This is a genomic window from Mixta mediterraneensis, assembly GCF_014946725.1.
Lineage (GTDB): Bacteria > Pseudomonadota > Gammaproteobacteria > Enterobacterales > Enterobacteriaceae > Pantoea > Pantoea mediterraneensis.
The window spans coordinates 250,106-274,607 of the sequence record NZ_JACFXY010000006.1 but is presented as its reverse complement, the minus strand read 5'-3'; the positions used below and the strand labels follow the sequence as shown (position 1 = coordinate 274,607).

The 24,502-nt window shown below is 55.0% G+C and carries 25 protein-coding genes and 3 pseudogenes; 24 read left to right on the top strand and 4 right to left on the bottom strand.

Translation table 11 applies throughout. The annotated features are described in order from the left end of the window. The 3 genes and pseudogenes from H2P46_RS23000 to H2P46_RS13360 form a co-directional block, all read right to left on the bottom strand. Positions 1-95 (bottom strand): hypothetical protein (locus tag H2P46_RS23000; RefSeq protein ID WP_238939003.1); only part of this gene is annotated, 95 nt, incomplete at its 3' end. Between the two features lie 33 nt (positions 96-128). After that, positions 129-236, bottom strand: a pseudogene (locus H2P46_RS13365) (DUF2000 family protein); the annotation flags it as partial. Positions 237-297: 61 nt separating this feature from the next. Further along, the gene (locus H2P46_RS13360) at positions 298-1,146 is read right to left on the bottom strand and encodes an AraC family transcriptional regulator (RefSeq protein ID WP_193405515.1); all 849 of its coding nucleotides are present in this window, start codon (positions 1,144-1,146) and stop codon (positions 298-300) included. 205 nt (positions 1,147-1,351) lie between these two features. Between H2P46_RS13360 and H2P46_RS13355 the strand changes: the two genes are divergently transcribed. The 24 genes and pseudogenes from H2P46_RS13355 (at position 1,352) to H2P46_RS13240 (ending at position 23,227) form a co-directional block, all read left to right on the top strand. Continuing rightward, positions 1,352-1,723, top strand: a complete 372-nt coding sequence (locus tag H2P46_RS13355; RefSeq protein ID WP_338103644.1) for a MarR family winged helix-turn-helix transcriptional regulator — start codon at positions 1,352-1,354, stop codon at positions 1,721-1,723. A 2-nt stretch (positions 1,724-1,725) separates the two neighbouring features. Further along, positions 1,726-3,408 carry an MFS transporter gene (locus H2P46_RS13350; RefSeq protein WP_193405513.1) on the top strand — a complete coding sequence of 561 codons (1,683 nt, stop codon included), beginning with the start codon at positions 1,726-1,728 and terminating at the stop codon, positions 3,406-3,408. After that, positions 3,405-4,499: an HlyD family secretion protein gene (locus H2P46_RS13345; protein ID WP_193405512.1), complete on the top strand. Its 1,095-nt coding sequence runs from the start codon at positions 3,405-3,407 to the stop codon at positions 4,497-4,499. The genes H2P46_RS13350 and H2P46_RS13345 overlap by 4 nt, the downstream gene beginning before the upstream one ends. Further along, a complete protein-coding gene (locus H2P46_RS13340) occupies positions 4,499-5,884 on the top strand; it encodes an efflux transporter outer membrane subunit (protein WP_193405534.1) in 1,386 nt (461 codons plus the stop codon). Before H2P46_RS13345 ends, H2P46_RS13340 begins: the two co-directional genes overlap by 1 nt. 382 nt (positions 5,885-6,266) lie before the next feature. After that, a complete protein-coding gene (locus tag H2P46_RS13335) occupies positions 6,267-6,653 on the top strand; it encodes a hypothetical protein (RefSeq protein ID WP_193405511.1) in 387 nt (128 codons plus the stop codon). 226 nt (positions 6,654-6,879) lie between these two features. Then, complete coding sequence (locus tag H2P46_RS13330) at positions 6,880-7,611, top strand: beta-ketoacyl synthase chain length factor (RefSeq protein ID WP_193405510.1); 732 nt, start codon at positions 6,880-6,882, stop codon at positions 7,609-7,611. After that, on the top strand, positions 7,604-8,407 hold the full coding sequence (locus tag H2P46_RS13325; protein WP_193405509.1) for a lysophospholipid acyltransferase family protein: 804 nt from the start codon (positions 7,604-7,606) through the stop codon (positions 8,405-8,407). The genes H2P46_RS13330 and H2P46_RS13325 overlap by 8 nt, the downstream gene beginning before the upstream one ends. Before the next feature lies 1 nt (position 8,408). Then, the gene (locus tag H2P46_RS13320) at positions 8,409-8,678 is read left to right on the top strand and encodes a phosphopantetheine-binding protein (protein ID WP_289776804.1); all 270 of its coding nucleotides are present in this window, start codon (positions 8,409-8,411) and stop codon (positions 8,676-8,678) included. 17 nt (positions 8,679-8,695) lie between these two features. Further along, positions 8,696-8,950 carry an acyl carrier protein gene (locus tag H2P46_RS13315; protein WP_193405507.1) on the top strand — a complete coding sequence of 85 codons (255 nt, stop codon included), beginning with the start codon at positions 8,696-8,698 and terminating at the stop codon, positions 8,948-8,950. Positions 8,951-8,957: 7 nt separating this feature from the next. Beyond that, positions 8,958-9,518, top strand: a pseudogene (locus H2P46_RS13310) (COG4648 family protein). After that, positions 9,515-10,837 (top strand): AMP-binding protein, encoded by a 1,323-nt coding sequence (locus H2P46_RS13305; RefSeq protein WP_193405506.1) that lies wholly within the window; start codon positions 9,515-9,517, stop codon positions 10,835-10,837. The pseudogene H2P46_RS13310 and the gene H2P46_RS13305 overlap by 4 nt, the downstream one beginning before the upstream one ends. Next, positions 10,824-11,171 (top strand): ApeI family dehydratase, encoded by a 348-nt coding sequence (locus H2P46_RS13300; protein WP_193405505.1) that lies wholly within the window; start codon positions 10,824-10,826, stop codon positions 11,169-11,171. Before H2P46_RS13305 ends, H2P46_RS13300 begins: the two co-directional genes overlap by 14 nt. Further along, on the top strand, positions 11,165-12,874 hold the full coding sequence (locus H2P46_RS13295; RefSeq protein WP_193405504.1) for a glycosyltransferase: 1,710 nt from the start codon (positions 11,165-11,167) through the stop codon (positions 12,872-12,874). Before H2P46_RS13300 ends, H2P46_RS13295 begins: the two co-directional genes overlap by 7 nt. Next, positions 12,867-13,286: an acyl-CoA thioesterase gene (locus H2P46_RS13290; protein ID WP_193405503.1), complete on the top strand. Its 420-nt coding sequence runs from the start codon at positions 12,867-12,869 to the stop codon at positions 13,284-13,286. The genes H2P46_RS13295 and H2P46_RS13290 overlap by 8 nt, the downstream gene beginning before the upstream one ends. Then, positions 13,280-13,888, top strand: coding sequence for an outer membrane lipoprotein carrier protein LolA (locus H2P46_RS13285; protein WP_193405502.1), 609 nt, complete (start codon positions 13,280-13,282; stop codon positions 13,886-13,888). The genes H2P46_RS13290 and H2P46_RS13285 overlap by 7 nt, the downstream gene beginning before the upstream one ends. Beyond that, positions 13,875-16,181 carry an MMPL family transporter gene (locus H2P46_RS13280; protein ID WP_193405501.1) on the top strand — a complete coding sequence of 769 codons (2,307 nt, stop codon included), beginning with the start codon at positions 13,875-13,877 and terminating at the stop codon, positions 16,179-16,181. The genes H2P46_RS13285 and H2P46_RS13280 overlap by 14 nt, the downstream gene beginning before the upstream one ends. Next, positions 16,178-16,750, top strand: coding sequence for a DUF3261 domain-containing protein (locus tag H2P46_RS13275; protein ID WP_193405500.1), 573 nt, complete (start codon positions 16,178-16,180; stop codon positions 16,748-16,750). The genes H2P46_RS13280 and H2P46_RS13275 overlap by 4 nt, the downstream gene beginning before the upstream one ends. After that, positions 16,747-17,907 (top strand): annotated as a pseudogene (locus H2P46_RS13270) (beta-ketoacyl-[acyl-carrier-protein] synthase family protein). The gene H2P46_RS13275 and the pseudogene H2P46_RS13270 overlap by 4 nt, the downstream one beginning before the upstream one ends. Next, positions 17,897-18,373, top strand: a complete 477-nt coding sequence (locus H2P46_RS13265; protein WP_193405499.1) for a hotdog family protein — start codon at positions 17,897-17,899, stop codon at positions 18,371-18,373. The pseudogene H2P46_RS13270 and the gene H2P46_RS13265 overlap by 11 nt, the downstream one beginning before the upstream one ends. Beyond that, on the top strand, positions 18,370-19,101 hold the full coding sequence (locus H2P46_RS13260; RefSeq protein WP_193405498.1) for a 3-ketoacyl-ACP reductase FabG2: 732 nt from the start codon (positions 18,370-18,372) through the stop codon (positions 19,099-19,101). Before H2P46_RS13265 ends, H2P46_RS13260 begins: the two co-directional genes overlap by 4 nt. Beyond that, entirely contained in the window at positions 19,098-20,333 is a 1,236-nt protein-coding gene (locus H2P46_RS13255; RefSeq protein WP_193405497.1) for a beta-ketoacyl-ACP synthase, read from the top strand. Before H2P46_RS13260 ends, H2P46_RS13255 begins: the two co-directional genes overlap by 4 nt. 176 nt (positions 20,334-20,509) lie before the next feature. Next, positions 20,510-22,738: a TonB-dependent receptor gene (locus tag H2P46_RS13250; protein ID WP_193405496.1), complete on the top strand. Its 2,229-nt coding sequence runs from the start codon at positions 20,510-20,512 to the stop codon at positions 22,736-22,738. A gap of 126 nt (positions 22,739-22,864) precedes the next feature. Further along, positions 22,865-23,008: a hypothetical protein gene (locus H2P46_RS13245; protein ID WP_193405495.1), complete on the top strand. Its 144-nt coding sequence runs from the start codon at positions 22,865-22,867 to the stop codon at positions 23,006-23,008. Between the two features lie 39 nt (positions 23,009-23,047). Beyond that, positions 23,048-23,227 (top strand): hypothetical protein, encoded by a 180-nt coding sequence (locus H2P46_RS13240; protein ID WP_193405494.1) that lies wholly within the window; start codon positions 23,048-23,050, stop codon positions 23,225-23,227. Here the strand turns inward: H2P46_RS13240 and H2P46_RS13235 are convergent. Beyond that, positions 23,215-24,378: a beta-glucosidase gene (locus H2P46_RS13235; RefSeq protein ID WP_193405493.1), complete on the bottom strand. Its 1,164-nt coding sequence runs from the start codon at positions 24,376-24,378 to the stop codon at positions 23,215-23,217. The genes H2P46_RS13240 and H2P46_RS13235 overlap by 13 nt on opposite strands. Positions 24,379-24,502 lie beyond the last annotated feature (124 nt).

Genomic DNA, 24,502 nt, shown 5'->3' with positions numbered 1-24,502 from the left:
GCTTTGTTGTAGGTGGGCCAGTTGGTGATTTTGAACTTTTGCTTTGCCACGGAACGGTCTGTGTTGTCGGGAGGATGCGTGATCTGATCCTTCAACTCAGCAAAAGTTCGATTTATTCAACAAAGCCCTTCTAAGGCTGCGCCCACCAGCGCAGGATGACGCTGACCCAGCGTTAACGCAATGACAGCGGCGGCATTAGTGGCTTTACCCGGCGGCAAACTGGCATTCAAAATCATGGCACAACGAAGATCTTGCGTAGTTTTCTCCTGACGCAAAAAGCGCATTATGACCTTCTGCTTAATCAGAGTCTGGAAGATTTGTGCAAGCCAGTTGATAGCGGGCAGGGGTGAGATGGCAGGCGCGCTTGAACCAGCGACCCAAATGACTTTGATCAGCAAAGCCGAGTTCAGCCGCGACATTAACCGGTGCACAACCTGCGGCAAGCTGGCGTCGCGCCTGGCAGAGCCGCCATTGCACCAGCCAGGCATGCGGCGGCAAACCCCAGTGTGTCTGAAACAGACGCGATAAACGAAAGCGATCAATATTCAGCGCCTGCGCCATAGTCTGCAATCCTGGGTTTTCTGTATGATGTGCTATCAGCCAGTCACGAGCCCGTTGCGCCAGCAAGACATCCTTATCAATCATATAGTTGCGATTACGCCACAGCGGATGTTGACCCAGTTGTAAAAACAGGCGATCCAGCGCCGCGTCTTTAATCATCTCAGGATGGTCATGCCACAGCGCTTCAAAGGCATGCCATACCGCGTAAGCTAATTGCTTATCATCGCGCAGGGTGGCCGCGAAACCGAGTTCATGCTGCTGTACGCCAGACTCAGTCAGGGGCGCTAATCGTTGTTTAACCTGCTGCGGCGAAAGATACAGCATGCGATAAGTAAAGCCCTGGGCATTAATGGCGTCGCCATCATGCAGTTCTTCTGGCTCTAACATGAATACCGTGCCAGGCCGGCTTTGATGCTGCTGACGTCGTGAGTGAAACTGCTGCACGCCTTGCTCGGTGACGCCAATTAAATAGCTGTCATGCCAGTGTGGATCATAAGCATGGCCGGTAAAATGCGCACGCAGGCTCTCTATTCCGCTCGGCTTGTCATGGCGCAGATCAAGCCAGTTTTGCGTAGTCTGTTTCATCTTACTCTCACCAGATTGGCAGCCTCTGGACATTCTGTCGTGATTCATTCACTTTTAACAGGACCCGTTCTTTTCATCAGCGTTTAGCTTTGCGTATAATAACGCCATTATTTAATTAGATACCTAACCATTAGAGTGCTATTTTTTTACGCAGCATAACCAAACGTTTACCCGTTTACTTTATCTCACCGCGCATGCCTGGCGTATCGCTGTTGATCGTCATTTAAAAGACAGTGGTTTAAGCATGAGCAGCTGGATGGCAATCGGCATCATTGCCAGCGACCCTAACCCTCTGTCACAGACTGAGCTGGCGCAATTACTGGGCCTGGAAGATGCCAGTATAGTACCGCTGGTTGATCGACTGGTGAAACAGGCATTACTGTCGCGCGTACAGCCATCTGAAGATCGTCGTAAGCGGCATTTGGTGTTGACTGAAAAAGGAAACCAGGCTTCTGCGGAAGTCAAAGCGCAGGCCGATATGCTGCGTGCCTCGCTGCTGTCTGACATTGATCCGCAAGCGTTAGCGGTGACGGAACGTGTATTACAACAATTGCTGACACGTCTGGGAACCATGTAATCGTGGCCCGGCGCAACCCCTATACCGCGCGTGAATGGCTGCCGCATGAAAAACCCATGCTGCCGGGGTCGCCGTCAACGCCGCTGCATTCGACACCCAAACGTATCGCCTTCGGCCTGATTGGCTTATTGATTTCACTTACCGGTGCGCTAAGTAACGCACTGGTTACCGCCAATCTTACCAACCTGCAAGGCACCTTTGCCGCTTATTCAAACGAAATTGCCTGGTTGCCGGCGGTATATGTGATGGGGAATATCTCCATTAACCTGCTGCTGGTGAAATTTCGCCAACAGTTTGGCCTGCGAACGTTCACCGAAGCGTTTTTGTTACTGTATGTGCTGGTGGCGTTCTTCCATCTTTTTGCCAACGATCTCAACTCAGCGATCATTGTACGCACCGCTCATGGCATGGTGGGCGCGGCGCTGAGCTCGCTGGGCATCTATTACCAGATCCAGGCGTGGCCTGCCAGACACCGCCTGAAAGCGCTGGTGATCGGGCTGACCGCGTCGCAGCTGGCCATCCCACTGGCGCGTCTGTTCTCCAGCGAACTTCTGCAACTGGAAGAATGGCGCGGGCTTTACTTATTTGAACTGGGTCTGGCAATGATTGCGCTGGGCTGCGTACTGATGTTGAAGTTGCCGCCCGGCGATCGCATCAAAGCCTTCGAGAAAATGGATTTTGTCACCTTCATCCTGCTGGCGCCGGGCATGGCATTGCTGTGCGGCGTATTATCGCTGGGTCGCATTGAATGGTGGTTTACCACACCGTGGCTGGGAGTCTGCACTGCCATTGCGTTAACGCTCATCGTCACCGCCATCGTCATTGAACACAACCGGCGTAATCCGTTAATCAACACCCGCTGGCTCAGTAGCGGCACGATGGTGCGGCTGGGTATCGTGATGATTATGATGCGTATTGTGTTAGCCGAACAAAACACGGGCGCCATCGGTTTTCTTCAGCAACTCGGCTTACTTAACGATCAGATGCGCGGTCTGGCGCTGGCGATTATTGCTGGGGTCATCGTTGGCATTATCGCCAGTGCGCTGACAATCAAACCAACGCAACTTAACTGGCCAATCGTGACGTCGCTGGTGGTGATGATCATCGCCTCCCTGATGGATGCACAATCCAGCCCGCTGACGCGTGGCAACAATATGTACTTCAGTCAGTTCCTGCTGGGTTTTGGCAGCGCCTTTTTCCTTGCTCCGGCGTTGTTAATCGGTATTGGCAGCGTGGTGACTCAGCCGAAAAACCTGGTTAGCTTTGTGGTGCTGTTTGGCATGAGTCAAAATCTTGGCGGTCTGATTGGTTCAGCAATTCTTGGGACTTTCCAGGTATGGCGCGAAAAATATCACTCCAGCCTGTTAGCTGACAGACTGTCACTGCTCGATCCGAATGTCACAGAACGTCTTAATCAATATAATGCGCTCTATAACAGTCTGGTGGGCGACAGCGTATTGCGCAGTGCGCAAAGCAGCAGTCAGCTACAGAGCGTGGCAACACTGCAGTCAAACGTGCTGGCTTATAACGACACCTATTTATTAACGGCAGCGCTGGCCTTAATGACCTTGATGTGGGTGCTGTGGCGTTTAACCCGCCGTCGTTATCTCGACTGGCGTCAGGCAAAACATAATATGCGTGAGCAGCAGCTCGCTGCCTTACAAGAACGAACGGAGCAACAATGAGTCAGCAGGATGAACTTCAGGCTGCAGAGCGCGATCGTGCAAACCGTCGCCGCATTCTTTCTATTGCCGCCGGAGGCGGTATTGTCGTGCTGGGGGTGCTGGTTATCCTCTATGCGTGGCAACTCTGGCCGTTTACCAGCTCGGTGCAAAGTACTGAGAACGCCTACGTACGGGGACAGGTGACATTTATCAGCCCGCAGGTCAGTGGTTATCTGACATCGGTTAATGTCATCGATCTGCAGCCAGTGAAAAAAGGCCAGCTGCTGATGACGATTGATGATCGCATTTATCGTCAGCGTGTGCATCAGGCGCAGGCACAGCTGGCGATGAAACAGGCCGCGCTGAACAATAACCAACAGCAGCGCCGCAGCGCTGAGGCTACCATTCAAAGCAACAAGGCTGCCCTGGAAAATGCCAAAGCGCAGGCGCTGAAAAGCGGCTTTGACCTGAAACGTGTCGAAAACCTCACTGCCGACGGATCGCTTTCTGTGCGTGAGCGTGACGCCGCACGCGCCGCCAATGCGCAGGCACAGGCGCAGGTGCGTCAGGCCGACGCGCAAATTGCGGTCGCGCAGCAGAACCTGCAAACGGTGATCGTCAATCGCGCCTCGCTGGAAGGCGATGTCGCCAGTGTCAGAGCAGCGCTGGAACTGGCCAACATCGATCTGGCTAATACGCGCATTATCGCGCCAGATGAGGGGCAGCTCGGTCAGTTATCGGTACGCAAAGGCACCTACGTCACTGCCGGAACGCGTCTTACTTCGGTGGTGCCCAACAATAAATGGATCATCGCCAATATGAAAGAGACGCAGCTGGCACGCATCCGGCCCGGCTTGCCTGTCAGTATTCGCGTAGATGCGCTCGACGGTAAACATTTTGATGGCCGCGTCGAATACATTTCTCCGGCCGCCGGATCAGAGTTCAGCGCCATCTCGCCGGACAACGCGACCGGTAACTTTGTGAAAATCGCCCAACGCATTCCGGTACGCATTCGTATTGATTCGAAAGATATGCATGAGCTGCGCCCTGGCATGTCAGTGGAAGTCAGCATCGATACCGACGCGCCAGTCAAAGACGAGGCGGCGCCATGATGCGTCGCAGCTTGCTGGTCAGTCTGCTGGCGATGGCGTTAACGGGATGTGCAACCAACGTCGAAAAAGCGCCATCTTCGCTGCTGATCCCGCCAGCGTGGCGCGATCAGGTTGGCCCTTCGGCTGCCGTTGAAGCCGAATGGTGGCGCGCTTTTGGCGATGACAACCTTAACCGGCTGGTGGCGCAGGCGTTGCGCAATAATCCCGATATTCTGATTGCCCGATCGCGCGTTGATCAATATCGCGCCCAGCTGCGTGCGGCCCAGGGTGATAACTTTCCGACCCTTAGCGCGGGTGTAGCCGCAACGCGTGAACGCGTAATGTCATCGGTGACCGGTCAACCGTATGAAACGGCCGTATTCCAGGGATTATTGCAGGCCAACTACGACGTGGATTTGTGGGGAGCACGCAGCAGCAGCATTGCCGCGTCGCAGGCCACGCTGGATGCACAACGTGCGGCGGCTTCCGCCGCGGAATTAACGATTGCCAGCTCGGTGGCCTCGGGTTATCTCACGCTGTGCGCACTGGACCAGCAATTGCGCGTCACCGAGGCAACGATGCAAACGCGTAGCAACTCGCTGAAACTGGCGCAACGTCAGTATGAAACGGGTTACACCTCGCGGCTGGAATGGATGCAGGCGGCATCGGAATATCAGACGGCAAAAGCCCAGATGCCACAGTTACAGCATCAAATTGCTCAGCAGGAGAATGCGCTCAGTATTCTGGTGGGAATGAATCCGCGTGAGATTGCGCGTCGACCTGAATTTAATCAGATCTCCCCGCAGCAAATGCCGAGCCTGCTGCCCTCACAGTTGCTTAACCGACGGCCCGATATTGTGCAGGCACAACGTCAGCTACTGGCTGCTGACGCCAGCCTGGCTTCTTCAAAAGCCAACCTGCTGCCGAACCTCAATTTAACCGCGACCGGAACCCTGCAAAGTTCGGTCTTGCATCAGCTGGTGGAGAATCCGTTCCGCCTGTGGAGCATTGGCGGCAGCGTGCTGGCGCCGCTTCTTAATCGCGAGGCGCTCACCGCACAGGTTGACGTCTCAATGGCAACGCGCAACCAGGCGCTTTACAGTTATGAAAAAGTGGTACGTAGTGCATTTTCAGAAGTGAATGATGCAATGGACGCTATTCGTCAGGGTGAAGCGCAACTGGAAGAATTGCAAAAACAGGAAAAATACGTGGCTGAAGCGCTGCGCATTGCCAGCAATCGTTATCAAAACGGTTATGCTTCCTATCTGGATGAACTTGATGCACAGCGCACCCTATTCAGTACCCAGCTCAACCTGGTAACGGTGAAAAATAATCTGCTACTGGCGCAAATCGATCTTTATCGCGCCCTGGGCGGCGGCTGGCAGAACAATTCAAAAAACCTATAACAGACGCTATTCCTGCGTAATGGGAAGAAAAGTCTGATCTGAAACGCAGACGCGTCTCAGGGATGAGGCGAGTGATAACGAGATCGATCCGCACAGACAGAGGATGAATTTGCGGCCGAGCCAGTTTTTTCTGTTATGAACCAAGGGATCAGACGCCTGTCGATACCTGACCTAAACGTAAAAATAAGGCTGCATACCGGCCTTTAACCACGCACCATCCGTCATTCCCTTTTCATATTTCAGCTGACGTGTCTTTACAAAAGATGTTATTATGCGCCGGTTTCACAGAATCTGAACGGAGAAGCGCACTATTATTAACAGTTGCGCAAGGCGAGTTGCGATTTTAACAGCCTGAAATGACAGGGGAATAAAAGAGAAAGCCATGAATAATAAATCAGTTTTGGTACTGGCTCTTACCGCCACATTATTAACCGGTTGCGCACGCACCGCGCCGATTCACAATGTGCATCAAACGCTGCCACAACGCTACACCGACAATCAAATGAAAACGGCCATCATTGAGGCCGGTATTGGTCGTAAATGGATAATGACGCCGGTAGCGCCAGGCATTATCAATGGTCGGCTGGCTCAGCGTGGGTACACCGCCAATATTCGTGTCAGCTACAACCCGCAGAGCTACAGCATTCAGTACCTGAGCAGTGAAAATCTGAAAGCCAAAGGTGGAAAAATCCACAGCAATTACAATCGCTGGGTTAATAATCTGGATCAGGATATTCAACTGCGTCTGGCGGCACAGAGCATTAAATAACGGCTATTCCGCCGCCTAAATCAGGCGGCGGAATACACGATAATAAAATAATTCATCTGTCTGCCAGCCAACCCAATGACCGGTTCTTGCCGTATCGCGGGTTAAACCAATAGCGTCCGCGTCAGAGACGGGCAGATATTTTCAGGGATGAGCCTTTGCTTGTATCGGGAAGATCGTTGACGCCCCACGGACGGCGATTCCAACAAGCTTATAAAAAAACACTGCTATGAAACTCGCTTATTCGCTAATTGACTGGCAGGCTCTGGCACCGGGGTTAGCCGAACGTGAGGCCTGGCAACGCTGGGCGCAACAGCCTGCAGTGATTGACAGCTCACAACAGATTGCTAAGCCGCAATACCTGCCAATGATGACTGCACGCCGTCTGAGCGCCGGTAGCCGTGCAGCGGTAGATGCTGGCCTGGCGTTACTGGCGCGTCAGCGGGTCGATGCGGTGGTCTTTACCAGCCGCCATGGCGAGCTGGCGCGTAATCTGCGCATTCTCACCACATTAGCTGAACAACAGACGCTGTCGCCGACTGATTTCGCGATGTCAGTGCACAACTCTGCCGTTGGCAGCCTGACCATTGCAGCAAAGCAGCCACTGGTTTCCACCTCGATTTGTGCCGGTAGCGATACTTTCCAGCAGGGCCTACTCGAAGTCAGCGCGCTGCTACAGGCCGGTTATCGGCAGGTGATGCTGGTTGACTTTGACGGCACCGTTCCTGACTATTATTTACCCTGGCTGCCCGAAACAGGCTGGAACGTGCCCTATGCAGTGGCGTTGCTGCTTGCGGCAGGCGACCCGTTGCAATGCACGACGTCCGCGAAAACCGAGCCTGGCCTACAGCCAACGCCGCCACAAAGCCTCGTTTTTCTGCATAATCTGCTGGCACCACGCAAAACGTTTACCGTCGTGGGCGAACGCCTCAACTGGCATTGGGAGAATGCATATGGCTGATTCTTCTCTGTCGCTGCGTCATGGCCGGCCTGGCTTCAACTATTACTGGCGATTATTTATGACCGCCATCAGCTTTACGCTGTTCAGCGTCGGCGGCCTGTTGCTGTCACTCACCTGGTTTAATCTGTTGCTACTGGTGCAGCGCGACACCTATCGCCGCCGCCAGATTGCCCGCCGCAGCATTGCCAGGAGCTTTCGCTGCTTTCTGCGTTTCTGTCGCTTCGTTGGCGTTTACGATTACCGTATTGAAGGCGCAGAACAGCTACGAGGCGATCGCGGCTGCTTAATTGTCGCTAATCACCCCTCCCTGATCGATTATGTGATGATCGCATCAGTGCTGCCGGAAATGGATTGTCTGGTTAAAGCGGATTTGCAAAAAAATTTCTTTCTGCGTGGCGTGATTCGTGCCGCCGATTACCTGATTAACAGTGAAGCGGATACGCTGCTGCCGGACAGCCAGCAGCGGCTGGCGCGCGGCGAAACAATCCTCATCTTCCCGGAAGGAACACGCACCCGCTACGGCGAAGCGCTGAAGCTGCAACGCGGCGCCGCGAATATCGCGGTGCGCGCGGGCTGCGATCTGCGCGTGGTTCATATTAGCTGTACCCAGCGTATGCTTGACAAGCAGAGCCGCTGGTATCAAATCCCGCCGGTAAAGCCTCTGTTTACCGTGCGCGTACATTCGCGGATCGACAGTACGTCGTTCTGTGAAAGCCACCAGGATGCGCAACCGTTGGCTGCGCGCCGTCTGACCCGCCATTTACAACAGGCGTTGGTTCCCCAGGATAAGCTGTAATGTGGAAAACGGTATGGACGTATTAATTAACGATATTAAACAGATGATCATCGACACGCTGAATCTGGAAGATGTCAGCCTGGATGACATCGAAACAGATGCCCCGTTGTTTGGCGAAGGCCTGGGACTGGATTCAATTGATGCGCTGGAGCTCGGGCTGGCGGTGAAAAATCGCTACGGCGTGGCGCTGTCTGCTGAGAGCGAGACCCTGCGGGCACATTTCTTCTCCGTTGCCTCTTTAGCGGCGTTCGTGAACCAACAACGCGCCTGATCGCAGAGAAATAAATCATGATGAACAAAGATGAAATTTATCAGGAAGTCGCTTCGCTGCTGACCAGCCTGTTTGAAATTAACGCTGACGATATTCGCCCTGATGCTCGTCTTTATGAGGATCTTGAACTCGACAGCATTGATGCCGTGGACATGGTGGTGCATTTGCAAAAGCGTACTGGCCGAAAAATTAAACCGGAAACCTTCCGCTCAGTGCGCACCGTGCAGGATGTGGTCGATGCGGTGGAACAGCTGATGCGCGAAGACGCCTGATTTCATCATGCATACCGCGTTGCGCTTGCTCAGTTTGCTTACGCTGCTGGCCTGGCCGTTTCTGGTCTGGCTGGCACTGACGCAGCCGCACTGGCATGCGCTGTTCTGGTTACTTGCGGCACTGTTTGGCCTGCGCTGGTTAACGTTGCGTCGGCAAAAAACACCGTTCAGTCATGTAATGGGATGGCTGGCACTGCTCGGCACGCTGTTATGTATCAGCAGCCTGACGTTGCGCAGTTAGCATTTGTTACTGTGGTATCCGGTGGCGGTCAATCTGGCGATGCTGCTGATATTTGGCGCATCGCTGTGGAGTCGTATGCCGTTGGTGGAACGGCTTGCGCGCCTGCGTGAACCCGCGTTACCGCTACAGGCTGTGCACTATACGCGACGCGTAACCCAGCTCTGGTGCCTGTTTTTTATCTTAAACGGTGGTATGGCGTTGTTCACCTGTTTGCGGGGAAACCTCAAGTTATGGACGCTGTGGAACGGCTGCATCAGTTATCTGTTGATGGGCGTATTGATGAGCGGCGAGTGGCTGGTACGTCAGCACATAAGGCGCAAAGTATGAAACCTGTTGCCGACTGGCTAAACGGCGAGCAATGCGAAGTCGCCTGGCGAGGCGAGCAATCACTGTTGCTGAACACGATGCGTCGTCAGGTGCTGGCGCTGAGTCGGACACTGCAAACCTTGCCCGGCACGCAATGGGCATTATGCTTTGACGACAGTTATCATTTCTGCGTCACGTTACTGGCAGCCTGGTACGCTGGAAAAGTCCCGGTGATCCCTGGCCACTGTCGCGCGGCGCAACTGAACGAGATGCGTGACGAGCTGGATGGCGTGATCAGCGATCTGCCACTGGATATTCAGTTGCCGCTACTGAAATGGAAGGGCGAGGAAGCCGAAGGCAAATTACCGGCCTTGCCTACAGATGCGACGCTGGTGCTGTTTACGTCAGGTTCAACTGGCGCGCCGCGTCGGGTGGTAAAATCGCTGGCGGTACTGGAACAGGAATCGCGTTGGCTGACGGCGTTATGGGGTGAGCAGCTCGCGGATTGTCGCATTATCGCGTCGGTCAGCCATCAACATCTTTATGGCTTAACCTTTCGCATTATGTTGCCCATGGCGCTGGGCCGTCCGTTTGCGGCGCAGCAGGTATTTTACAGCGAACAGCTGGCAGAACAGTGGCAACAGGGTCGTCATGCCTTGATCAGCAGTCCGGCATTTTTACGCCGCCTTGATCATTCGCTCACCACCTCAGATTGCGCGCTGATTGTTTCCGCGGGTGGGACGCTGGCCTGGCAAGACGCGCAACGATCGCATCAGGCAATGAACTGCCCGGTGAATGAAATTTACGGCAGCACGGAAACCGGCGTCATTGCCTGGCGTCAGCGTATTGTCGATGAGGCAGCCTGGCAGCGTTTTCCCGGCGTCAGGTTGCAGCAGGTCGAGACGGATCGGTGGCAGGTTTATTCCGCCTTGATTGAAAATCAGGAGGGCTGGCGACTCGACGATCGTTTGCGGGTCGATGCAGAAGGCCACTTCCAGTTAGCGGGCCGTCATGACAGGTCAGTAAAAATCGAAGATAAACGCATTTCCCTGAGCGATATAGAGCGTCGTCTACTGGCGCTACCGGGCGTCACAGATGCCGCCGCGCTGGCAGTGACGCGTCACGGACGTCAGGCGATTGGGGTGGTACTGGTGCTAGATACGCCGCTTGACGATCAACAATTGCACCAGCAAAAAAAATGCTGGCGACAGCATTTGCAACCGAGCCTGGAGCCGGTGGCGCTGCCACGCTATTGGCGCGTAGTTGAGACCATTCCCGTTACCAGCCAAAGCAAGCGCGCCTGGCCGCAAATTGAGGAGCTTTTCCATGTTACCGGTTGAACGCAGCCGCCAGATACAGCACAACACGGTGACGCTTATGCTGCACGTCACGGCCGATCTGTTCTGGTTTCAGGGCCATTTTCCTGCTCTGCCTATTCTGCCTGGCGTCGCTCAACTTAACTGGGTGATGCATTACGGCGTGCCGCTGTTAGCGGCTGGTAAACAGTTTTCTGCGGTGGAAAACATCAAATTTCAGCAGCCGGTTCCGCCGGATTCGTTACTGCAACTGGTTATCGACTGGAATGCAAGCACATCTCGCCTCGGTTTTCGCTACAGCCTGCTGCGTGATGGTGACGCTGTCAGCGCCAGCAGCGGAAAAATTCAGCTGTGTTAACGTCAAATTTTTCACCCTGCGTGGTGATCCCCTGTTACAACCACGGCGCGATGATGGCATCAGTACTGGCGCGTCTGGCACCTTTCAATCTGGCGGTGATCATTGTTGATGACGGCAGCGACGCCGCCACACAGCGGCAACTTGACAGTCTGCAGGCTACACAAACCACCGTATTGCGCCTGGCAAAAAATCAGGGTAAAGGAGCGGCGGTAATACAGGGTTTGCGGGCGGCGGCGGCGCAGGGCTTTACCCATGCGATTCAGCTCGATGCCGACGGACAGCACCAGATTGAAGATTGCCCGGCCATGCTGGCAGAAGCGCAGCGCTATCCTGACTGTCTGATCTCTGGCCAGCCGCTTTACGACGACTCAATCCCTAAATCACGCTTGTATGGGCGCTACATCACCCATTTTTGGGTGTGGATCGAAACCCTGTCATTTTCGATCAAAGACAGCATGTGTGGTTTTCGTGTCTATCCGTTGCAGGCAACGCTGATGTTGTGCAACCAGCGTCCAGTTGGGCTGCGTATGGATTTTGATACCGAAATTATGGTGCGGCTTTACTGGCAAGGTACGCCAGCCCGCTTTCTCAGCACGCGCGTTACTTATCCTGAAACCGGTATTTCCCACTTCGACGCTCTGCATGACAACTTGCGCATTTCCTGGATGCACACGCGCTTATTTTTTGGCATGTTGCCACGTATTCCGCATTTATTAGCGATGCGTCGTCAGCAAAAGCACTGGTCCGGCGAGCCGGAACGACGCGGTCAGCTGGGCCTGCGCTTTATGCTGGCGATCTATCGCTATGGTGGCCGCTTGCCGTTTATGCTGCTGTTATGGCCGGTGGTGGCGATTTACTGGTTAACCGGGCGACGCGCACGCCAGGCCTCGCAACAGTGGCTGGCTCAGGTAAAAACGCAGGCGGCACAGCAACGCATTCGGCTGCCTGCGCCGCTTAACAGCTATCGTCATTTTCTGCGTTTTGCCGAAGCGATGCTGGATAAAGTCGCCAGCTGGCGTGGTGATCTGCGTTGGGGGCGTGATATTGAGTTTGCGGCAGGTGCAGAGGCGGTAATTCGAGCACCGGCCGGGCGGGGCAAACTGATCCTCGCCTCGCATCTGGGCGATATTGAAGCTTGCCGCGCCATGGCAAAGCAGGTTAACGGGCTGGTCATTAATGCGCTGGTGTTTACCGACAATGCGCAGCGTTTTCGTGCGGTACTGGAAACTATCGCGCCCGAGGCGGGCGTGAACCTGATCCCGGTCAGCGACATCGGCCCGGAGACCGCCATTTTGTTGCAGCAAAAACTGGATGCCGGTGAATGGGTGGCCATCGTTGGCGATCGCACAGCGATAAATCGCCAGCGCGGCGGCGAACGTCGCGTGGTATGGAGCGAATTTTTAGGCCGTCCGGCACCGTTCCCGCAAGGTCCTTTTGTCCTGGCAGCGGCGTTGCGCTGTCCGGTGCTGCTGATGTTTGCCTTACGTCAGCAAGGCAAATTACAGGTTTACTGCGAACCCTTCGCCGATCCGCTCCTGCTGCCACGTGGTCAGCGGCAGCAGGCGCTGCAAACAGCAGTCGATCATTATGCGCAGCGGCTGGCGTATTATGCGCTGCTGGCTCCGCTCGACTGGTTTAATTTTTTCGATTTCTGGACGTTGCCCGATGAACGGGAACGCCATAAGGAGTCCGATAATGCCTGATTGTTTGCCTGCCATTGAGGTTGCGCTAACGGTGTCCTTTCATGACTGCGATCCGATGGGCGTGGTATGGCATGGCAACTATTTTCGTTTTTTCGAAGTCGCCCGGGAAGCGCTGTTACGCAGCATCCATTATAGCTATAGCGAAATGACTGCCAGCGGTTATATCTGGCCGGTGGTGGATGCGCATGTTAAATATCGCCAGCCGCTGCGCTGTGAAGAAACTGTCTTCGTCAGCGCCGCTATCAGCGAGTATGAAAACCGCTTACGTATTGATTATCAGATCCGTAACGCCGCCGGAAAAATCACCACTAAAGCCCATACGGTGCAGGTCGCGGTAGAGCAGGAAACGGAAGCGTTGTGTTTTGTTTCGCCGGACATTTTGCTGGAACGTTTAGGGGTGAAAGGATGCTAAAAATTATTTTTACCGGTTTGCTGCTGTGGACCAGCGCCGCCAGTGCGGTTACGCTTGCGCAGTTGCAACAGCGTTTCGCCAGCCAACCGGTGATCCGCGCAAACTTTGTCCAGACGCGCACCATTTCTGGCATGAAGCAGCCGCTGGTGTCGCATGGCAATCTGCTTATTGCCCAGCAGCAGGGGCTTTGGTGGCATCAAAGCACGCCGTTTGTTATGACGTTGCTGTTAGATGATAAACGTATGGTGCAAACGCTGAACAACCAGCCGCCGCAAATCGTGACCTCAGACAGTAATCCACAGATGTTCCAGTTCAATCATCTGCTGCGTGCGCTGTTTCAGGCCGATGAAAAAGTACTGAAAGAAAATTTTACCCTCGACTTTCAGGATAAAGGCAACAACCGCTGGACGCTGGGTCTGATCCCCAAAGCCGCACCGCTCAATAAAATCTTCAACCGTATCGATCTTGCCGGAAGCGAGTTTCTCGAACAGATCAATCTGGATGATAAGCAGGGCGATAAAACCCAGATTCAACTCAGCAATACGCGTATCCAGCCGCCGCAGCTAAGTGATGAGGAGCGCACGCGTTTTGCCGGGCCGTAACGATAAACTTTTCGCACTATTATGGTTAGCCATTTGCCTGGTGCTGGCGAGCGCGCTGGCGCTGTTGCTGCCACGCAGCCATCTCAATAGCAGCGTATTAGCGCTGTTGCCGCAGCAAAACCTTGGTGCGGCGCCCGCAGAGTTGCAGCAAGGTTTCATGCAGCGCCTGGATCGCCAAATGGTGTGGCTGGTGTCGTCGGGAAAAACCGACGATCCGCGCGTCGCTAACGCGTGGCTTGCACAGCTGCGCGCTTTGCCTGCGTTAAAGCAGGTACAAGGCAAGATGGACGACAGTCAGCAGCAAGAGTGGGGCCGCTTTGCCTGGCAACATCGTAACGGCCTGATTGACGATGCCACGCGCGCCCGGCTGCAAAACGATGGTAATGCACAGGCGGATTGGCTGCTGGGCCAGCTATTTTCTGCCTTCGCGGGCGTAGGCAGCAAAGAGTGGCAAAACGATCCGCTGATGCTGGTACGTGGTTCGCAGCTGGCGCTACAGCAAAATGCTGACCGTATGATGCTGCATAACGGCTGGCTCACCACGCTGGATAAAAACGGCCAACGCTGGTATTTCCTGCATGGCGAGCTGGCAAATAACGCCTTTAGCATTCAGCAAAGCCATCAGTTAGTCACGCAGCTACAACAGCGGGAAAAAGCGCTGAAAAGCCGCTGGCCGCAGGCGCAGTTGCTGACGCGTGGCACGGTGTTATTCAGCGATGATGCCAGCCAGCGTGCACAGCATGATGTCGAAACGCTCGGCAGTATAACGTTAGGCGGGGTGCTATTACTGGTACTGCTGGTGTTTCGATCTCTGCGGCCGCTGCTGTTGAGTATCGCTTCAGTCGCGACTGGCGCGATAGCCGGTACGGTGATGACGCTGCTGTTTTTTGGTGAACTGCATCTGATGACGCTGGTGATGAGCCTGAGCATTGTCGGCATTTCCGCTGACTACGCGCTCTATTACCTGACCGAACGTATGGTGCATGGCGAGCATGTCACACCATGGCAAAGCCTGCGTAAGGTGCGCGGCACGCTGCTGCTGGCATTAGCCACTACCGCCATTGCCTGGTTATTGATGTTGCTGGCGCCGTTTCCCGGTTTGCGCCAGTTGGCGGTGTTTGCTGCCAGCGGATTAACCGCCTCCTGTTTAACAGTTATTTTCCTCTATCCCTGGCTGGTACGCGGTTTGCCGGTTCGCCCGGTGCCGCTGATGGTGCAACTCGCACGCTGGCTGGCGGCCTGGCGTCGACGCAAAGCCCTGCGCATCGGCCTGCCGCTGGCAATGGCGATCTACGCGCTGAGCGGCATTATCCAACTCAGGGTTGATGATGATATTGCCCATCTGCAAAGTGCGCCAGGGCATCTGCTTCAGCAGGATCGCCAACTGGCGGCGCTGACCGGGCAACGCGCCGATCAAACCTGGTTTGTGGTGTGGGGCGAGAATGCTCAACAGACGCTGCAACGTCTGGCGCAGCTGGCACCCGATTTAAAACAGGCACAGCAGCAAGGCCAGTTACAAACTTACCGGTTACTGCCGCTGCGCTCACTGCAACAGCAGCAGCAGGACGTGCAAACATTACACCAGGCGGTGCCGCACATCATGGCGCGGCTGCAACAGGCGGGAATCACCTTGCCGACACCCAGCCTGCAACCGATGCCAGTCACGCCGGCTATGTGGCTGGCCAGCCCGTTGAGCGAAGGCTGGCGGCTGCTGTGGTTGAGCCCACCCGATGGACGCAGTGGCGTGCTGGTGCCAGCCAGCGGGATAAAAGACAGCGCGGCGTTAACGGCCCTGGCGCAAAAACATCCAGGCGTGAGTTGGGTTGATCGCAAAGCCAGTTACGATACGCTTTTTAGCTTCTGGCGTTCTCTGCTGAGCGGTTTACTGGCGCTGGCGTTAGCATTTATCGCCCTGAGTTATGTGCTGCGTTTGGGGCTGAAAGCGGGTCTGTGTAGTGTGCTACCGTCGTTGCTGTCGCTGGCTACCGCGCTGGCAACCCTGGGCTGGTTGGGCGCATCACTGAATCTGTTTGCGCTGCTGGCATTGATTCTGGTGCTCGGCATTGGTATCAACTACACCTTGTTTTTCAGCAATCCCCAGGGTACGCCGCTGACCTCATTGCTGGCTGTCTCCATGGCGATGATAACCACACTATTAACGCTGGGTATGCTGGTGTTCAGCAGCACTAGCGCCATCGCCAGCTTTGGCACAGTGCTGTGCAGCGGCATCTTTAGCGCCTTTCTGCTGTCGCCGCTGGCGATGCGGCCTGCCAAATCGAGGAAAAAAGGATGATTCGTATCGCCATAATGATGCTCAGTCTGCTTCTTCTGAGCGCCTGTGCCAGCCACGCGCCAGACGACACGCAACCTACCGCCTGGCTGAAACCGGGTGTGCAGATAACGCTGCCACCGCCGGGCATCACCCCCGCGTTTCAACAGCAGCAGCTGTTAACCGGTCAGGTCAAGGGGCAAAGCCAGTCATTACTGGTGCTGCTGAGCGCGGATGCGCAAAAAATTGAGCTGGCGGGCTTATCCTCGGTGGGTATACGTCTGTTTCGCGTCAGCTACGACGCCAGTGGGATACATACGCAACAGATGATGCCGCTGCCGCATATGCCGCCAGCCAGCCAGGTTCTGGCCGATATTATGTTGAGCCACTGGCCGCTTGCGGTATGGCAAAAGCAGTTGCCGCCGGGCTGGACGCTGCAAGACACAAGGCTGAAGCGCGTGCTGAAAGATGCTGATCACCGGGTAATAACCGAAATCGATTACCTGCAACGTAACGGTCAGCGTGAGCCGATCAGCATTCAGCAGCATGCGTTTGGTTATCGGATTCACATTCAACATCTGGACGCATCATGATTTATATCTCCGCGATCGGCATGCTGAACGCACTTGGTAACAATAATCAGCAGGTTGCCGCTAACCTGCGCAACGGTCTTGCACCCGGCATGCGCGAACGTAAAGGCTGGCTGACATCAGGCAAAACCTGCTGGCTTGGCGCCGTCTAAGGGGCGCTGCCTGCACTACCGCCCGCGCTGGCCGCGCATGATACCCGTAATAACCGGTTGCTGCTGGCGGCGCTGGAACAGGTTCGACCCGCGCTGGATGCGGCGATCAAAAGATATGGCACCGATCGCATCGCGGTCGTGATGGGGACCAGCACCTCCGGCATTGCCGAAGGAGAGGCGCAGATCCGCGGCGATGGGCAACATTATGATTACCGTATGCAGGAGCTGGGCGATCCGTCGCGTTTTCTGGCGCAATACCTGCAACTCAACGGCCCAGCCTACACTATTTCTACCGCCTGCTCCTCCAGCGCCCGCGCATTAATCAGCGGGGAGCGCTTAATTGCCGCAGGCTTAGCGGACGTCGCGCTGGTTGGCGGCGCGGATTCGCTGAGCCGCATGCCGGTCAACGGGTTCGCCAGCCTGGAGTCGCTTTCGGAACGTCGTTGTGCGCCCTTTAGCCGCGAACGTGACGGCATTTCCATTGGTGAAGGTGGCGCGCTCATGCTGCTTACGCGTGAACCGCAGCGGCTGGCGCTGCTGGGCGTGGGGGAATCGTCCGATGCCTGGCATATGTCTGCTCCCCACCCGCAAGGCGAGGGTGCGGAGAAGGCGATGCGCATGGCGCTGCAACAGGCGGGGTTAACGCCGCAGGATATCGGTTACATCAACCTGCATGGCACCGCCACCCCCCTGAATGATCAAATGGAGGCGGCGGTTATTCATCGTCTGTTTGGCTGCACTGTGCCCTGTAGTTCGACGAAACATCTTACCGGGCATATGCTCGGCGCAGCGGGCGTATGCGAGGCGGCGCTCAGCGCGTTACTTCTCAGCGAAAATTTAGCACTGCCTGCGCAAGATTTTTCTGACACGACCTATGACAAGCGTTTGCCGGAATGCGGCCTGCTGTTGCAGTCACAGCCGCTGCGCCGTCCGGTGATTGCCTCGAACTCGTTCGCTTTCGGCGACAATAATAGCTGTTTGATTCTGGGGCGTTGTGATGACCATTAATAGATGTGCAGCAGATTTTCTGCCGCATAAAACGCCGATGGTGCTGGTCGAACGGGTGATTGCAGTTAATGACGACAGCGTGCATTGCCAGGTTTCTACCGCAAAAGAGGGATGTCTGGCGCCGTTTCTTACCACACAAGGCGAACTGCCTGCGTGGTTTGGCGTTGAAATCATGGCCCAAACCGTTGGCGTTTGGTCTGGCTGGCAGGCAAAGCGGGCCGGTAGCACGCTTATTCTGCCTGGCATGTTGCTGGGCGGGCGCGGTTGGCGGGCAACGCAATCTACTTTTCCGGCGAACGCCACGCTGGATATTACGATGCGGCTGCTGATGCGCGATGATCGCATGGGCAGCTTTGAAGGTGAGATTTATCATGGCGAGCGGCTGCTGGCCAGTGGACGTCTGAACACTTACCAACCGAATAAAGAAGAATTACAGCAACTGATGTCACAAGGAAATCAGCCATGACAGGTTCCGTATTGGTAACGGGTGCGAGTAAAGGTATTGGCCGCGCTATCGCGCTACGTCTGGCACAGGACGGGTTTGAACTGGTGGTGCATTACAACCGCGATCGCGCAGGTGCAGAGCAAACCTTGCAGCAAATAGTGGAAAACCACGGTCGCGGACGCGTGCTGGGCTTTGACGTTGCCAGTCGCGCCGCCACACGCAACGCCTTAGAGACTGATATGGCGCAGCATGGGGCTTATTACGGTGTAATCAGCAATGCAGGTATTACGCGTGACGGCGCATTTCCGGCCTTGACCGAATCGGAATGGGACGACGTTATTCATACCAATCTCGACAGCTTTTATAATGTGATCCATCCCTGTGTGATGCCGATGATTAGCCTGCGGCGTGGCGGCCGTATTATTACGCTGTCATCGGTATCCGGCATGATGGGTAATCGCGGCCAGGTGAATTACAGCGCGGCAAAGGCGGGCATTATAGGGGCCACCAAAGCGCTGGCAATAGAACTGGCGAAGCGCAAAATCACCGTTAACTGCATCGCCCCAGGCCTGATCGATACCGGCATGGATGGGCTGGAGCCGCAGGTAATTGAAGAGGCACTCAAGATTATCCCAATGAAGCGCATGGGCGCGGCAGAGGAAGTGGCAGGGCTAGCCAGCTATTTAATGTCTGATATTGCAGGTTATGTCACGCGTCAGGTCATTTCGATTAATGGAGGCATGCTGTGATTCAGCGCGTAGTGGTCACGGGGATGGGCGGCGTGACCGCTTTTGGTGAGCAATGGCAGCAGATAGCTAATCGCATTCGTGCCGGTAAAAATGCCGTGCGCGTTATGCCGGAATGGCAGGTTTATGCGGGGCTGCACACGCTACTGGGGGCGCCGATTGATGACTTCACGTTGCCCGCTCACTATACGCGCAAACGCATTCGCGCCATGGGACGCGTTTCGTTGCTGGCTACCCGCGCTACGGAGCTGGCATTAGAGCAGGCCGGTTTGATCGATCATCCGGTGCTGACGAATGGCGAAACCGGTATCGCCTACGGCTCCTCTACGGGCAGCACCGGGCCGGTAAGCGAGTTCGCCACCATGCTGACCGAAAAGCACACCAATAACATCACCGGCACGACTTATGTGCAGATGATGCCGCATACCACCGCGGTGAATGCTGGTCTGTTTTTTGGCTTACGTGGCCGCGTGATCCCCACCTCCAGCGCCTGTACGTCGGGCAGCCAGGCAATTGGCTATGCGTGGGAAGCGATTCGTCACGGTTATCAGACGGTGATGGTGGCGGGCGGTGCAGAAGAGTTGTGTCCGTCCGAAGCCGCGGTATTCGATACGCTGTTTGCCACCAGCCAGCGCAACGATGCGCCTCACACCACGCCCGCGCCTTTCGACCACAACCGTGATGGGCTGGTGATTGGCGAAGGCGCCGGCAGTTTGATTCTTGAATCGCTGGAACATGCGCAGGCGCGGGGGGCAACCATTTATGCCGAACTGGTAGGGTTTCATACGAACTGTGATGCGGCACATATCACGCAACCGCAGCGCGAAACCATGCAAATTTGCATTGAGCGTGCGCTGGAAAGCGCCGGGCTGACGGCCTCACACATTGGCTACGTCAATGCGCACGGCACGGCAACCGATCGGGGAGATATTGCGGAAAGCCTGGCAACCGCCGCGGTATTTGGCACGCAGACGCCGGTTTCATCGCTGAAATCCTATTTCGGCCATACGCTGGGGGCTTGCGGCGCACTGGAAGCCTGGATAAGTATCCAGATGATGCGCGAAGGCTGGTTTGCACCAACGCTGAACCTTACGCAACCCGCTCAGGCGTGCGGCGAACTGGACTATATTATTGGCGAGCCACGCCTACTGGAAACCGACTATATCCAGAGCAATAATTTTGCCTTTGGTGGCATTAATACCTCGCTGATCTTCAAACGCTGGCGCGACGCCTGATTTATCGCGCTGCTGCGGCAGCGCATCCTCTTTTACTGTCCTTCCTGTATTTGCCTGAGCAAACTGTAAATTCTGCACTTTAGCGTGCGATTTTTCTTGCATTAAGCTTTATGCTGCGCATAATCGCAAACCGCAATAATAATGATTCTCAGTATATTTACCATTAGGGAACGACAATGCGCCAATTCCTTTCGACGCCAGGATTTAAACCGACACTGCTCGCGATTTTCGTCAGTGCCGGTTGTTTGCCAGCGATGGCGGCCACGACCACCACGCCAGCCACCCCCCGTGCTGCCAGCGATGCCGCGGCGGCTAAGCAAAGCGACCAGACCATGACCGTCGTCGCGACACCGGAAGACGACTTTAAACCTGGCGGCAATGATTTGGTGCCAGCTTATCTTGATGGGCAAGTTGCTCATGGTGGTCGTCTCGGTATGCTCGGCGAGCAAAAAGCGATGGATGTGCCGTTCAACATCATCGGTTTTACCTCGAAAATGATTCAGGATCAGCAGGCACACACCATTGCCGACGTAGTGAAGAACGATGCGGGCGTACAGAACGTGCAGGGTTACGGTAACTTTGCGGAGACTTATCGCATCCGTGGGTTCGATTTAGATGGCGATGATATGACCTTCGGCGGGCTGTCGGGTATCGTGCCGCGACAGGTGATGGATGCATCACTGATTGACCGTGTCGAAATTTTTAAAGGTGCGAACGGTTTGCTGAATGGTGCGGCAACGACTGGCGTCGGCGGGATGATTAACCTTGAGCCGAAACATGCTGATGATGTGCCATTGACGCGTATTGGCGTAGATTACACGTCTGATTCGCAGATTGGCACCAGCGCAGATATTGGTCGTCGCTTTGGTGATAACAATCAGTTTGGCGTTCGACTGAATGCAGTACATCGTGAAGGTGAAACCGGCGTTGATGGTGAGAAGAAGCGCACCACCGCAGTAGCAATCGGCCTGGACTACCGTGGCGACCGGCTGCGCACGTCGCTGGATCTTGGCTATCAGAAAAAGACTTTCCATGACGCACGTCTTGGCGTGAATGTCAGCGGGGTTGATTTTATTCCTTCGGTTCCTTCAAACAGTCATAACTACAGCCAGAACTGGGTTTTCAGCAATATCGAAACCAAATATGGCATGGCGAAAGCTGAGTATGACCTGAATAACTACTGGACCGTTTATGGCGGAGTGGGAGGGCAGCACTCCCATGAGCTGGGTGATTATGCCTCGCCAAGCCTGACTGATGCTAATGGCGATGCGACCATTGGCCGCCTCGATACCAATCGCATTATCAATAATTTCAGTGGACTGGCCGGTATTCGCGGTAGCTTCGATACGGGTTTTGTTTCGCATAAGGTCAACTTCGGCTATTCGGCAGTGACCTCGCGTAATAACACCGCCTGGCGCATGGCATACGGGGACAATGCCGAAAACACCAATATTTATAACACCAGCAATCTGCCTAATCCGACCAACAACCTGAGCGGCGGTCACTATAGCGATCCACTGACGTCGGGTCGTACCCGTACGCAGGGCTATCTGCTGAGCGATACGCTGGGCGTACTAGATGATAGCGTGCTGCTGACCGTGGGTGCACGTCATCAGAAAGTGGTAGTACGTAACTACAGTAATGCGACCGGGGCGGAAGACGTTTCTACGCGTTATACCGACAGCCGCTGGATGCCGACTTACGGCATTGTTTATAAGCCGTGGCAGTCCATTTCGCTGTATGCCAACCATACGGAATCACTGCAACCAGGGGATGCTGCGCCGAACACCGCAACTAACTATGGTGCAACCACCGGTATCGCACACTCCAGACAGAACGAAGTGGGCATTAAAGCGGATTTCGACCGTGTGGGTGGGTCACTGGCTCTGTTTGAAATCAAGAAACCGGCGGGCATCCTCGACAGTAACAACTATTACAGCATGAGCGGCGAGCAGCGTAACCGCGGTATCGAGCTGAACGTGTTTGGCGAGCCGGTGTTGGGCTTCCGATTGAACGGTAGCGCGACCTGGATCGACCCAAATATGACCAAAACCGAAGACGGTGCTTACGACGGTAAAGATGCGATCGGCGTTCCACGTTACAACTATGTGTTAAGCGCCGAGTACGACATTAAGCAACTGGAAGGTCTGACTGCAACCGCCCTGTTGAACCACTCCGGTTCGCAGTGGGCAGATTCGGCGAATACGAAAAAGATCGACAGCTTTACTACTCTCGATCTTGGCGTACGCTACCGTACTAAAATTAACCAGAACGATATGGTATGGCGTGTTGGCGTGGATAACGTGACCAATGAGAAGTACTGGTCAAACATAGACGGTACGGGCACCTACCTTTACCAGGGCGAAGGTCGCACTCTAAAAGTCGGCGTTACTTACGACTTCTAATCCTGTGCCTTGGCGCATTACGCGCCCCGTTTTTTGGGTTGCGAATATTTCTGAACAATCTGCCCGATTCATCTACACTGTAGCGCGCTGTGCCTTAACGGACTTATCCCATTTTGTAGAGAATTCATGTCAGCACCTTTACCACCCGATAAACACGACGAGCCTTTGCGCCAGACGTTAGACGATGCACAGTTCGCCATTGTGGTGCTTGCAGTGACGTCGGTTACGCTTATAATCTTCGTCCTGATGGTGACGCTCTGGATGGGCTAAAAGAGTCAGCCATGAAAAGGACATCAACAGGAGAGGGCGATGGAATCCAGAGATGACAAACTGGTTGCAATTATTGGCCTGCTGGCCGCATGTCTGATTGGCGTCACATTTCTGTTTACTATGACCTGGCTTACTGACGTTCGCCATCCCACCGATCCTTCTCTTGACGTGCAATCCTGCTATCCACAATCCGAAACGCCACCGTCTCAGCACTCCTGATCGCGCTTTTGATATTTGATTTGTTGACTACGCAACACCAGCGCCAGCGCTTCGTGCAGGGTGCGATTGCCATTAGGATCGCCTAAGCCCAGCAGGGGACCCGGCGAACGTCGGTCGTCCGCCCAGGCGGGACACTCCACCACCGGATAAAGCGACACGCCTTCAATGGCGATGCCGTTTTCCAGCGCGACCGCGATATTTTCACTGACTTCTTGCAGCCAGGGCGCGCACATATTACCTTCCGCGCCGGTTTCCGCCAGTAACATGGGACGTTGATAACGCTGCCAGCATTGCGCTAACAGTGTATGCAGCGGCACACGCGACGGGTGTCCGACTTCCATTGGCCGATCGGGGAAAAACCAGTGATTGTCAGGGTAGTAATTCAAGCCAGGAATATCGAGGCAGTCTTCGCTGCCGCCTAGCTCTTTATCGAGCCGGCCTGCAAGCATGTCCCAGGCTTCGAACTGCGCCTGATGCTGGGCATCGGCATAGGGCTTGCTGTCCGGGTTATCAGGATGGGTGGCGATCTGCACCAGCGGATCGGTCAAGACAAAGCGGGCGTCGGGATAGACCTCGCGAATAGCATGGATCGCCGCCAGCGATGCCCGTACCAGCTGCCGCTTAAGCTCTTTGCCGCGGTTTGCCACATGCGGATTAAACCAGGCCACATCGGCTCCGGCCCACGACCAAAATGAGATTTGATTAATCGGGGTGAAGAACGGGCGCACAACGCCTTGATCATACATCAGTTGCGCCATTGCGCGCGCGAAGCGTTCGAAATGCTCAACGAATTCTGCTTTCCAGATATTAAGGTGCTGAGGATAGCCAAAGTGCGCCAGCTCCCAGATGATCTCAAGATTGTGGCGCCGCGCCGCGGTAATCATGGGCAGAAATGTCTCCCAGTCATACTTATTGGCCGTTTTCTCGATCAAATGCCAGCGTGCGCCATCACGAGCGGTTAAAATATGTTGTTCAACCAGTGCGGCATAATCTTTATCCAACAACATGTCGTGGCCGCTGGAGATCACCATATCCAACCGTTTTCCTGGCGTGCGACAGGCGGTAGAGCAGGGAAAACTGCCCTGAAAGAAACTGCGAAATAACCGGGGATGGTAGCGCTGCGGGGCATCGGTAACGGATTGTTGAGACATTTTCCTCTCCTGTCAGGCGATTGCCGTTCACAGATGGTTCGGCTAAGTCTAGACCAAAAATTTCGCCGGACCGCTGAGCAAAGTCGGAACGCTCGCATAGCGTGTCAACCCGGGCCGGTGAATA